Source organism: Halalkalibacter akibai JCM 9157 (assembly GCF_000513135.1).
Taxonomy (GTDB): domain Bacteria; phylum Bacillota; class Bacilli; order Bacillales; family Bacillaceae_D; genus Halalkalibacter; species Halalkalibacter akibai.
This window is the reverse complement of the sequence record NZ_BAUV01000073.1, coordinates 1-11,765: the sequence shown is the minus strand read 5'-3', so window position 1 is coordinate 11,765 and position 11,765 is coordinate 1. Positions and strand designations below refer to the sequence as shown.

At 36.4% G+C, this 11,765-nt stretch carries 16 protein-coding genes and 1 pseudogene; 3 read left to right on the top strand and 14 right to left on the bottom strand.

Going from position 1 to position 11,765, the window contains the following annotated elements:
• Positions 1 to 357 precede the first annotated feature (357 nt).
• From JCM9157_RS21545 to JCM9157_RS21535, 3 genes and pseudogenes are all read right to left on the bottom strand, one after another.
• Complete coding sequence (locus JCM9157_RS21545) at positions 358 to 573, bottom strand: hypothetical protein (protein ID WP_035668193.1); 216 nt, start codon at positions 571 to 573, stop codon at positions 358 to 360.
• A 163-nt stretch (positions 574 to 736) separates the two neighbouring features.
• Positions 737 to 1,210, bottom strand: coding sequence for a hypothetical protein (locus tag JCM9157_RS21540; RefSeq protein WP_035668191.1), 474 nt, complete (start codon positions 1,208 to 1,210; stop codon positions 737 to 739).
• A 210-nt stretch (positions 1,211 to 1,420) separates the two neighbouring features.
• Positions 1,421 to 2,763: pseudogene (locus JCM9157_RS21535) on the bottom strand (MDR family MFS transporter).
• Positions 2,764 to 3,139: 376 nt separating this feature from the next.
• On the opposite strand from JCM9157_RS21535, the gene JCM9157_RS21530 reads away from it, so the two are divergent.
• The 3 genes from JCM9157_RS21530 to JCM9157_RS21520 all read left to right on the top strand — a co-directional run bounded on the left by JCM9157_RS21530 (position 3,140) and on the right by JCM9157_RS21520 (position 5,953).
• Complete coding sequence (locus JCM9157_RS21530; RefSeq protein ID WP_035668189.1) at positions 3,140 to 3,472, top strand: PadR family transcriptional regulator; 333 nt, start codon at positions 3,140 to 3,142, stop codon at positions 3,470 to 3,472.
• On the top strand, positions 3,469 to 4,146 hold the full coding sequence (locus tag JCM9157_RS21525) for a DUF1129 family protein (RefSeq protein WP_035668187.1): 678 nt from the start codon (positions 3,469 to 3,471) through the stop codon (positions 4,144 to 4,146). Before JCM9157_RS21530 ends, JCM9157_RS21525 begins: the two co-directional genes overlap by 4 nt.
• A 328-nt stretch (positions 4,147 to 4,474) precedes the next feature.
• On the top strand, positions 4,475 to 5,953 hold the full coding sequence (locus JCM9157_RS21520; RefSeq protein ID WP_035668185.1) for a methyl-accepting chemotaxis protein: 1,479 nt from the start codon (positions 4,475 to 4,477) through the stop codon (positions 5,951 to 5,953).
• Positions 5,954 to 6,100: 147 nt separating this feature from the next.
• On the opposite strand, the gene JCM9157_RS21515 is transcribed toward JCM9157_RS21520, so the two are convergent.
• From JCM9157_RS21515 to JCM9157_RS25530, 11 genes are all read right to left on the bottom strand, one after another.
• On the bottom strand, positions 6,101 to 6,487 hold the full coding sequence (locus tag JCM9157_RS21515) for a hypothetical protein (protein WP_035668183.1): 387 nt from the start codon (positions 6,485 to 6,487) through the stop codon (positions 6,101 to 6,103).
• A 164-nt stretch (positions 6,488 to 6,651) separates the two neighbouring features.
• Entirely contained in the window at positions 6,652 to 6,873 is a 222-nt protein-coding gene (locus tag JCM9157_RS21510; protein WP_035668181.1) for a hypothetical protein, read from the bottom strand.
• Positions 6,874 to 7,078: 205 nt separating this feature from the next.
• Positions 7,079 to 7,432: an ArsR/SmtB family transcription factor gene (locus JCM9157_RS21505; RefSeq protein WP_035668178.1), complete on the bottom strand. Its 354-nt coding sequence runs from the start codon at positions 7,430 to 7,432 to the stop codon at positions 7,079 to 7,081.
• Positions 7,433 to 7,849, bottom strand: a complete 417-nt coding sequence (locus tag JCM9157_RS21500) for an SRPBCC family protein (RefSeq protein ID WP_035668175.1) — start codon at positions 7,847 to 7,849, stop codon at positions 7,433 to 7,435.
• Between the two features lie 234 nt (positions 7,850 to 8,083).
• On the bottom strand, positions 8,084 to 8,422 hold the full coding sequence (locus tag JCM9157_RS21495; RefSeq protein ID WP_035668173.1) for a DUF1048 domain-containing protein: 339 nt from the start codon (positions 8,420 to 8,422) through the stop codon (positions 8,084 to 8,086).
• A 17-nt stretch (positions 8,423 to 8,439) separates the two neighbouring features.
• Positions 8,440 to 8,763: a PadR family transcriptional regulator gene (locus JCM9157_RS21490; RefSeq protein WP_035668170.1), complete on the bottom strand. Its 324-nt coding sequence runs from the start codon at positions 8,761 to 8,763 to the stop codon at positions 8,440 to 8,442.
• A gap of 218 nt (positions 8,764 to 8,981) precedes the next feature.
• Positions 8,982 to 9,332: an immunity protein CdiI family protein gene (locus JCM9157_RS21485; protein WP_035668168.1), complete on the bottom strand. Its 351-nt coding sequence runs from the start codon at positions 9,330 to 9,332 to the stop codon at positions 8,982 to 8,984.
• Positions 9,333 to 9,437: 105 nt separating this feature from the next.
• Positions 9,438 to 9,839: a hypothetical protein gene (locus JCM9157_RS21480; protein ID WP_035668165.1), complete on the bottom strand. Its 402-nt coding sequence runs from the start codon at positions 9,837 to 9,839 to the stop codon at positions 9,438 to 9,440.
• A gap of 141 nt (positions 9,840 to 9,980) precedes the next feature.
• A complete protein-coding gene (locus tag JCM9157_RS23675; RefSeq protein WP_052013305.1) occupies positions 9,981 to 10,562 on the bottom strand; it encodes a VanZ family protein in 582 nt (193 codons plus the stop codon).
• A gap of 36 nt (positions 10,563 to 10,598) precedes the next feature.
• Positions 10,599 to 11,564, bottom strand: a complete 966-nt coding sequence (locus JCM9157_RS21470; RefSeq protein WP_035668162.1) for a S66 family peptidase — start codon at positions 11,562 to 11,564, stop codon at positions 10,599 to 10,601.
• A gap of 16 nt (positions 11,565 to 11,580) precedes the next feature.
• Positions 11,581 to 11,765: hypothetical protein (locus JCM9157_RS25530; protein ID WP_035668159.1), on the bottom strand; the 185-nt coding region annotated here is incomplete at its 5' end.

Here is an 11,765-nt window from a genome sequence, read left to right as displayed (position 1 = left end):
CCTCCCTCAGCTTGGTTTGCGTCTTCATCGCCTTTATGAAGACCTTTTTTCTGCTCTCTCGGCTTGGTTTTGGGCTTCATCAGCTTTATGATGACCTTTTTTCTGCTAGCTCAGCTTGGTTTCGGGCTTCATCAGCTTTATGATGACCTTTTTCGCGCTAGCTCAGCTTGGTTTTGGGCTTCATCGGCTTTATGATGACCTTTTTCGGGCTCGCTCAGCTTGGTTTCGGACTTCATCGCCTATCTTTATATAACTCTTCTATAATGTAAAAAAATAAGCAATCCTTCTGCTAGGGATCACTTACTGTTGTTTATTCAATATTATTCTTAGCTATAACTGTCAAAATCTTCAACAACACTATTGACCCATTCCATTTTCTTCCTGAAGTATGTTTATAAGTTCTTCAAAATTATCATTAAATCTGCTTAACTCATATTCATTTACTCCATTGTTAGGAATGTTCCTGGACGCATCTCTTATTGCACTCGAAATATTGAAAGCTGAAAATACTATGCAAATACTTAAAATAATTATTGCTCCAGTCAAAGATAACCTTGGTTTTTTCTCGCTCATCAAACTCCCCCTAAAATCTAGTTATTATTAGTGTAACACCATTACCAACCAAATGTTTCCATTTTTTTCACTAATTTAAATATTCCCCTGCACTGACTCCACAAAAAAAAGTGATGCCTTTTTATTCAAGCATCACTACTTATTTATTTTCGTTAACAAGTCCCTAAATATATCTCAAATTCTTTCTCTCTAATAAATATTGCATTCCATACAAAAGATATGCTTTATAGTGTATGTAGAAAAAGAATTGAAAATAGTTTAACCGACGTAAACGAATAATTTTAATTTTTTTAAGAAAAGGCATAAACAAAAACGCAAAGAATCCATTAGCAACAGCATTTATGACTACAAACTTTTTAAAATTCCCATATGAATATTTGAGGATCCACATAGAGAGTGGTATATAAGGACCTATATCAAAAGGAAGTTCATCCCTTATAAATGACTTAGGTTTATCATAAAACTCCCAAAAGTTTCGTTTGTGTCCATATACATGATTTAAAATTTCAAAAATACCTATGATAAAACTCGCTGGAAGATATCTTTTGAAACTCTTCTTTCCTAAAAACAATACTGATACCCAAGGAATTAAAATAAGAATGAGATTAAATACTACGTGCCGTCGTCTTGATGCCATAAGGCCCTTCACCTCGATTTGAATAATCAATCTTTTTTATAAAGTATCCAAATTAAGATAAAAAATCCTCTTCATACAGATTTCTAAGCATTTATTTTCAAACCCTTTTTACATTAGACAGATTAGATCATAAAACAGTAGAAATTGCACGATCATTTATTTCTTAACAAATGATCGTGCCTTCTCATTAAGCATTAATCCCTTCTCCCTTTACAACAGGTGCCTTGCCTCCAGTTTCCCATTCTTCGTCTGTTGGCGGGTAGGTTTTCTGAACTTTAAAGCTAAAATCAACGATACGAACGTTAACACGCCAACCATTCCAAATGCGATGATTGCTCCGAATATATCGGGATTGATCACGTGGGGAAGATTCGTTCCGACCCTTTCTGCCGTTGTCATTGTTGTGACAAGCAATCCCGTTCCAATCGAAGCTGACATCTGACGAATCGTATTCGTAACTGCTGACCCGTGAGGAAGTAACTTTCTCGGCAATTGATTCAATCCTGCGGTATTGACTGGCATCATCACCATTGAGAAGCCAAACATCCGAATCGCATACATTACCGTAAGATACATAATCGACGTTGTTGTATCAATAAAAAGAAAGGCAAACGTTGAGAACGTCATAATGATCAAGCCCGGTATAGCCAATACTCTTGCCCCGTAGCGATCAAATATTCGGCCCGTGATGGGAGCCATTATTCCTGTTATCAATGCCCCAGGAAGCAAAACAATTCCTGCCTCCACTGCCGTAAACCCGCGCATGTTGTGCATATATAATGGAATAAGTGTCTCAAGACCGATCAGACCCAAAAAACCAATGCTGCAAATGATCGTAGCAAGAGTAAACATCGGTGCCTTAAAAACCCGAAACTCAAGCATCGGGTGACTTAATCCAAGCTGTCGTTTAATAAATAAGAAAATGAGTACCACTCCAAGCACGAGGAACGTGATGGTTTGTAGACTGCCCCAACCATTATTCCCAGCACTGGTGAACCCATACAGAAGACCACCGAAACCAAATGTCGATAACATAATTGAAACCGGATCGACTTTCGGGTTTTTAAGTTCGGTCACATTCCTCATCTTAAAAGACGCCAAAATCAACATGAGCAGTGCCAAAGGCAGAATGCCATAAAACATGTACCGCCACTCATAGTTCGTTGTCACCCAGCCTGACAATGTTGGCCCGATTGCTGGTGCAAACGAGATCACAAGCCAATGTACCCCATAGCAGCTCCCCGTCGCTCCACGGGAAAAATGAGCAAAAACACGGTCTGCATAAGCGGAATCATGACCCCAGCCCCAATAGATTGAATAATCCTTGATGCTAGTAAGACTGGAAAATTTGGCGCCACTGCTGCGAGCAGCGTTCCGACCGTGAAAATCCCCATCGCTGATAAGAAAAGCTGTCTCGTCGTAAATTTTTCAATTAAAAAAGCTGAAATAGGCACCATAATCCCCATCACCAGCATAAACACAGTCGTTAGCCATTGCCCTGTACTTGCCGTGATGTTCATTTCGATCATCAGCGGAGGAATGGCAGTTATCATCAGCGTCTGATTCAACACCGCTATAAAAGTCCCAATCAGCAACAATCCTGCAATTAATACTTTGCTATAATTCTCTTTATCTTCCATCTAAAAAACTCCCATTTTATAGTCTTCCATTAATCCTTTTTACAGTCCTCACCCTTAAGTATATCTAACTATCTATATTTCGCAATACGAAACATATGACATTTGATTTTCTATGAAAGAAGAACAGGCCCCTTTTAAAAACACTTGAGATTTTTTCCATTGTCATATACACTGATCAAAGGTATCTTGCATTACAAGATACCTTTGTAGCGACTCACTATCTTGTTATACATGATACTTCCTGCACACTAACCAATTTACTACATTTTCATAAAAGTAGGTGAGCAAAATGTCTATACGAAGCCAATTATTAAAAGGAATTCTTGAGGGCTGCATCCTCGCCATCATTTCACGTGAGACTGTATACGGTTATGAACTAGCCATGAAACTACAATCGCAAGGAATCGATGTCAGCGAAGGATCTATTTATCCAATCTTACTACGGCTTCAAAAAGAAAAACTCATCAAAGGCGAAATGAGAACTTCATCAAGTGGACCTAATCGAAAATACTACACCCTCACTTCTGAAGGAACAGAAGCATTACAAGAATTCAAGGTAAACTGGGATGGCTTAAAAACTCCCGTAGACAAACTATTACAAACAGAGGAGGAAAGATCGTGAACGCTCAATTATTAATCAAGGAAAACAACGAAAAACGGAAACAGCTTAACAAAGAAAACAAAGAATTTTATGAAGACATGCTTCTTTATATTCGTTTATCTTTTGATAAATCTGACCTAGAAACAGAAGAGATTTTAATGGAGTTATTGGACCATCTAGTTGAAGCACAAAACGAGAATCGTACAGCAAAAGACCTGTTCGGCGACAACCCTAGAGCGTATGCCAACGAAATTATCGGCGAATTGCCAGCGATGATTACGAAAAAAAGAGTCCTTTACGTCTTGATGGGAATTTTCAATTTTCTAGCTGTCGCTGCGTTTATTAATGGACTTGTTCACACGGTTCTCCACTATGCTTTTGGTTTATTTGAACCTGTGAAAACCTTTTATCTAGGTTCCGTAACGGTTCTCACGGTCCTCTCATTAGCTATCGCTTTCACAGTGTTGTATGTATTTATGCAGTATATGCGCTGGACGTGTTTTAAACAGGTTAGCAAATTAAAAGAGTTTTGGTTAGGTGGCCTGCTTTTCGGAGTCCTGCCGTTTGGCTGTTTCTTTCTTCTCATTGCTACTATGCCTGATTTCGGTCCAGCGATTACGTTTCCCCTTTATTGGCTAATCGTGTTAGGGGTAGCGCTTTATATGGTGGGGTTCTTTTTTAAAAAGAGAATTTGAAGGTTTTTCTCTCCAGAATACTGTTTAATTAATAACCCCTTCCAACGCTAAAAATTGTTTTTTAAAACCAACACTTTGATACTATCGATCAAAATGTTGGTTTTTTGGATTAAACGTTACATTAGCTATTAACAAAACGAGGCTACATTCCCCGTTATCTCAAAATCTTTCCAAGAGGAACATTGTTCAAATCATACCTCAAGTTTACTAGTGCCTTCCCCTTTGTATTGTTAAATATAACCTGTAGGCAGTCCATAGTCCCTATGCCATACTAGTATATACCTACTATTTTATAATTTACTATACTACTAATAACGGAGGACTTACTTTGACAACCCTACAAAAAATGTTAATAAGTGACATTAAGAAGAAAAACACACTTATGTTTGTAACGTTTTCTTTGTCTCTTTTAGCTGCGACAGTGAAGACGTTACTCGATGGTGATTTAAGTACAACGAGCTACTATGGAGCAGAATTACTTGGCTTTGCGATTTTATATTTCTCATTGCAGTTTTTACTGAATAAACCTAAGCTTTTTCCATACATCAGTGTTGGCTATATTTATGTGTTCTCTATTGGGTCCATTTTTATTTTTGGTGCTAGCGGAACACTGATTTTCATTTTATTATTCTTATTATTAATTTCTGCCATCCATTTTAACGAGAAAATTTTTATAGGTGGATTTGTCCTTGGATTAATTGGGGTCCTACTCGTTAACTCTTTAGAGACTAACCAAACAGAACAATTTGCTAGCATGTTTTCGACAGCTATTATTGTTTACTTCCTTTCAGGGATTGTTTTCGGTGTCCTGATTTATCTAAATAAGAAACAATTCCAACAACTTCAGCAATTTATTACAGACGCCGAATTAGAGGCTACGAAAAAAGAAGAACAAAAACGTCATTTAGAAACAAACGTTTCGGGTATTATTGAGGACGTAGAAAATGCCAATGTAAAAATTCAAGGTAATTTAAAGGCACAAGAAGAAATCCGTTTAGCCATTAACGAAATGGCTTCAGGAAGTATGACTCAATCAGAACAAATTGGTGAAATCTCCTCTATTGCTTTAGATACAAAAGACAATATGAGTCAGTTACATGGGACTACAGCAGAGCTCGAAGAACAATCGGATCAATCACTACACGTTGCTAATGATGGCTTAACGAAAGCGACGGAATTAAAGACTGATATGAAACAGCTTGAAAATATCATCCATGCATTAAACGAAACGTTTGCCGAATTGACGAAGACAATCGAGGAAACGAATACGTTTACTGGAACGATCGAGCAAATCTCAGGACAAACAAACTTACTTGCCCTGAACGCTTCAATTGAAGCAGCGCGCGCAGGCGAAGCTGGTAAGGGATTCTCGGTTGTTGCTGAAGAAATTCGCAAACTAGCCGAAGTAAGTAAAAGCACTACCGACAAGATTAATGTTAACCTTTCGCAACTGAATGCTAAGAACTCCGAGGCTCTTGAAAAAATGGAGACAAGTAGCACATTTATCTCAAAAGGTATTGCTTCAACAGAAGATGTCACATCTTCCTTCATGTCAGTGAAAGAAATGCTCGACTCACTCGACGACAAAGTCCAGTTTATGACGGCCTTGTCCGAAAATGTCAAGCAGCAATCATCTAATGTTGAGGCATCAACAAGCGATTTAGCTGCAATCATCCAGCAATCTTCAGCAAGCTTAGAAGAAATGACGGCAACGATTGAAAACCTTGCTGTTGATAATGAGCTTGTTGCTAAACTAATTGAAGAAACAACGAATAAAGCTCAAGCAATTATGACTGATAGGAAGTAACATCAATCTAAAGACCCCCTTATGGATAGCCATCCACTATTCATAAGGGGGTTCTTGTTTAAAAGTTTAATAGAGTTATTTATATTGCTTAGTTAGAGTTTGATCTTTCAAGCAGATTTAGGTAATCCATCGTAGAAATTAAACCACTTATCGTTGATTTAAAAATACAATTGCTCGAACCAGCGGGTAAATAACTATACTTAAAGAAAAGCAGATTACCAGAGGTATATTTTTGAATTCTGAAAGCACCTCAGTTCCTTCACTTATAATTAAAGTGACTCCCAAGCAAATGACTAAAATCAAGTAACTCAATCCTAAAGCCTTTTTAGACAGAAAAACTTCTCTTTCATTTTGATCCTCTAATTCCGTTCTGCCATTAGCCATGTAATTAAGCAAATACGCAGTAATAACTGCAAGGAAAATGAACGTATCAAGTCTTAATTCACCTTCATTAAACCATTTATATGCCCCAAAAGATGCAATAGAAATTATAGCTATAATACATATTGCATAAATCCATTTTCTACTTTTCATAGTATTACCTCACTAATCTTGTACTTATAAAAGCTTGTAAGGACCATATAACTCGCAACAATACCGTTAATTGTTGCAAATGTCATCGTTAACCTTGCGTTAAGATAAAAGTAAATAGCCAGTCTAGGCAAAATTCGCTTCCCGGTACTCCTCATATCTAACTCCTAAAGTTTATTTAATTCTTCTCTCTTGTTATTCTCTAAACTTTTCTTATAGTTTAAATCAATAACAATTTCACCAATTCCCATCGCCATAAAGCCATTAAGTATCGCAAAAACAGGAATCAGTATGTTCCCACCACTAGTAAAAAACATCATTACTAACACAATAGTACTAAAGAAAACGAAAAGCATTCCTAATATATACAAAGTACGACCAACAAACAAAACGATCACTCCAGTCATGGCAACATAAATGAATTTAACAAGGTTTCTAAGAAACTCTCTTTCAGCACCTATTTATAAAGTTATAGATGAACCCCTACTATACTTGTGTTTAGTTTCTTAATTTTAACATTTTTTCCTTATTACACATAAAAAAAGTGCAACCCTCTTCTTTATTAAGAGGTTGCACCTAATATAAGCACTTCATTTATTCCCGTTCTGTCTCGATCCCTTTAAATCTATTTTCCTCATCATTTTCAACCACATGTTTAAGAATCGATAACTTGTTATTCCAGAATTGTTCGTAATAAGCAAGCCATTGTTTTACCTCTGTTAACGGTTCTGGATGCAACTGATATATTTTTTCTCTGCCGACTTTTTTTCCGCTGACCAAACTCGCTTCTGAAAGAACTTTTAGATGTTTGGCTACGGCTGTTCGGCTTATTGAAAAATGAGCTGTTATTTCTGAGATAGCCAGTTCTTGATTGGCAAGCAGACGAAGAACCTCTCTTCTCGTAGGATCAGCAATCGCTTGAAAAACATCATACTTCTCTGCTGCCACTTATTTTTCCACAACCTTTTGAAGTTCCTGAACAATGCCACCCCAACCAAAATCCATTCTTTCGCGAATAACAGCACTTTTTTCATTGGCTTTTGGAAGAATCGTATCCGGAGATTTCCAACCACCATGAATAAGAGTAAATTCCGTTTTGTCTCCCATCTCTTTTAGTAGAAACGAAACTACCCAACCTTCTGTATCCCATGAAAACGAAACTTTATAAGGTTCATCGACTTCTAATACTTTGCATGGTGATGGCCCAAATGGTGATTGTATGTGAAACTCATGTCCTACTCTAGGTTCAAAATCATTCGGCATAAACCACGAGGCAATCCCTTCAGAGGTTGATACTGTATTCCAGACTTTTTGTATAGGTGCTTCAAAAATGATCGTTTGCTTTATATCTTGTAATGTTTCCATGCTTCATTCTCCTTTATCATATAGAACCATTTGGTTTCATTTATAATATAACACCTTTTGGTTTCATGTCAACATTTCAAAAATTGATCTATGCTTGCGGCTTTCCTATTCATCTACTCAGTATCACCACTATCCTGTATAACTTAGTACCAACTTAAAAAAATAAATGGTAAAGATGGCCTTTTCCCTTAGTAACTAGCTATATTTTCCTCTTCATTTTGTATCAAAAGGATCTCACCCTCGGCCAATTGTATCGTTCAACTTCGTACGGTACTTATCAAACCAAGTTTTCTCGTCTTTCAATAGTTCATCACAGAAACCAGCTACGTTTTCTCCCGTGAGATCAGTGACTTTCTTGCCTTCTGCAGCACCTGCTTCAAAAAGTTCAAGAAGGCCTCCAAAGATCCTGCTAACATCCTTCCAGTCTGATGGAGCACCAGTTGTCCACATATATTTTTGGATTGCTTTGTATGCGTTGTGGTACTCACTTGGAAGTGCCTTCGCACGCGCTTCCATCGCCTTCCATTCACGCTTGTCATTCAGATTTCCAATCATTTTTTCAATCAGATTCATCTTATTCTCTCCTTTGATTATCCTTTTATTTTAAGTTCGTTAATCTTACTTGATACGAATTCCCACTTCATCCAAAAGACTCTAAGTTGTTCTTGCCCTGCTGAATTAAGTGTGTAAAACTTTCTCGGAGGTCCCATATTAGATGGTTTCTTCTCAATGTTCACCAGATTGTTTTTCTCAAGTCGCATCGTAATCGTATAAACTGTACCTTCAACTACGTCTGTGAAGCCAAGTGCTCTAAGCTGTTGTGTAATTTCATAGCCGTAAGTTTCGCCACGACTGATGATTTCAAGCACACACCCCTCAAGCACACCTTTCAACATTTCAGTTATATTTTCCAAATTATCACCCCTTTTTAACCGTTTTTGTTCAGTACTCGGTAGCACCTGTATATGGTCTTACAACTAATCTGTATTACTAACTACAGGTATATAGTAACGCAGAGTAGCGTAACTTGTCAAGAATTAAACTTTCATTATAAAGCCCCATATTACGGGCTTTATTGGCATCCAAAAAAAATTCACCGTAAAGGTTCAGTCCAATTTCACATCAGGATAAGCTATAGATTTTGATTTTTTACTTGCATAGCTCTTGCCATAGTTGAAGAGGAAAATGTAATTCTATATTTCCCTCCAAGTTCCTTCTTTACTTTGTCTGTCAGTATTATCCCTTTTTTATTGTGCTCTTCTTCCATTTCAATACCAGCGGGAACTATTTTATCTTTATCCCAATCAATCCAGTTCCCATACTCATTCGCCCAGCTTCCCAACTCATCTTTTAACTCATTGGAAAACGAAATGTCTTCTAAATCAAAGTTACATCCACACTTACTACACCATATTGGCTCCGCTCCAACATCACCTTCGATTTTTAAATCTAGTGTGTCTTCTTGCTCACAAAAACATTTCATATACTCATACTCGACTCCCCACTTATAACATTCGAAAAAAAGCGACTGTTCTTTTGAACAATCGCTCCTGTTTCTTTAATAATCATTTTACTAATTATATCAAGTTTATTCTATTACATCTCCAGCCTCATCTAATAAGTAAATTTGATAGGAATCAATGTTTGATATAGATTCCAGCTCCTTAGACTTAAGAATATTCTCAACAGTCTTTTGAATCTCTATTGCTTGATCAATTGAACTCGCGTCCGAACTCTCAAGCGAAGTTTGGACTGTTATTTTTTCATGGAAATCAATCTGTATATCGCCAATGCCATCAAAATCATTCAGTCCTTCTATAATAGTAGATGTTAATGTGAACATTTCTTGATTAACCCCTGCCATATCCACATTTTCAACCGTAACTTCAGATACTTGATCCTTTGACTTGCCCATAACCATCGTTGTGCCTACAATACCTAATATAATAATAGCTGCTACAACAGTCATACTTAACATTCGCTTCTTCAAATGAACACCCCCTTTACCTATTGGGTATGTCCAACTAAATTAAATATTCCAGAAAATTACATCTACTAGCACAAAAATAAGTCATCTCATATTTTTAATTTACGAAACTTTTAAAATACAATCATATCGTTTAAGCGAATATTAGACATTTACTCTTTGTTTCTTTTGATAAATAATACTATATAAATTTTTTAGCTTCTCAAAAGCAAAGTAACCTAAAACACCACCTAAAGTATTCAAGATTAAGTCATCCACATTAAAACTGCGTGAGTATGTGATCCCATAATAAGTTAATACAATTTGTAAGGTCTCTATTCCAAAACTAACAGCGAAAATAATAGTAGCAGCTCTTTTGACATTTTTAATCTTATAAATCGACAGATACACTCCTAATGGTAGTAACAGCAGTATATTATAAAAAGATAATTTTACTGCATTCCAAAAAAACCAACTAAAACCTGAATGATTATAATGACTAATTAAATCACCTAAAAAGTAAAATGGTACTAGCTGAATATTCCATTCCCAACTCCAGTGATTACTTTGAAAAGGAGGGATATGAATTCCACCAGTTATTTGTTGCAATACGTTTACCGTGTAAATTAGAAAACTGAGAAAGATTAATCTTCGTAACAACTGTTTCTTACGATATATTAATAGGTCAATAATAAAATACAAAACAATAATAATGATTCCGATACTATTTATATCTATTACATACACTTAAATTCTCCTTCAGATTCCGTTGTCTTTTCCCAATTAAAATTCGGTGAATAAGATCTGTTTCCCGGTACTATTGACTTCTACAAACCCTCCAATTGGGAAGGTAATCATTGGCTGTGTATGTCCAAAGTCAACATCGTACAGAACGGGAATGAACTTCAATATAGGGTGTTTATCGAGAATATATATAAGATGTTCCTCTGTCATTTTAGATGCACGTTGAAAGCGCCCAATTACAAGACCTTTTATTTCACCTGCTACTTGTAATAACGAGGTGATGTCACGAGCAAATGTTTCTGGAATCGTCATTTCATCATCTTCAATGAATAATACCTTGCCTTGAAGGTTAGGCATATATTCTGTTCCTTGTAGTAGATTTAGTGTACACAAATTCCCACCGTATAATTGTCCTCGCGCTTCTCCAATGTTATAAGCTTTCCAACTGGTCATTTCAAACTTTCTATTCTCCTGATCCAAAAACCAGGCATCATCACTCCACTGTGTAGAAGGGGGAATGATAAAGCTCTCACTTTGCATTAAACATTTCTTAAAATACTCTGTCTGATAGTCTTGTGCTTTTTCCATTTGAAAACTAGAAAAGTGTGGACCAGAATAAGTAACCAACCCGGTTTTAGTTGTAATGGCCGTTGCAATAGCCGTAATATCACTATAACCACAAAATACTTTAGGATTTTGTTTAATACATTCGTAGTCTATATACGGTAGTAATTCGTTACTATTAAAACCACCTATAACCGTTAAAATCCCTTTTACCTGGCTATCTTGAAATGCTTCATGTAAGTCTTCAAGTCGTTGTGTAATAGAAGAGGAATTATGTAAATCAGTATGAAATATGTGTCTGCCAAACGTCACGGTAAAACCTAATTCTTCTAATCTTTTTTGGGCTTGTTGAATTCCTGCCTCAGATAAAATACTAGCGCTTCTACTTGGAGCAATCACTCGTATTTCATCCCCTGCCTGGAGTTTAGTAGGTGTTATCATGAATAGCGCTCCTCTACTAATTAATTGCTTCTCTTAATTTATTGGCCTTAATTTTAAATATTATTGATAGTATTAAGCCTAAAAGAATTGGTATGCCATAGGTAACAATAGTACTTATTAAGAACACTGAAAAAGGGGCTGACCATTCGGGATGTTGCAAGTAATCGTTATAGCCGATTATCAAATCAACTATCATCATAA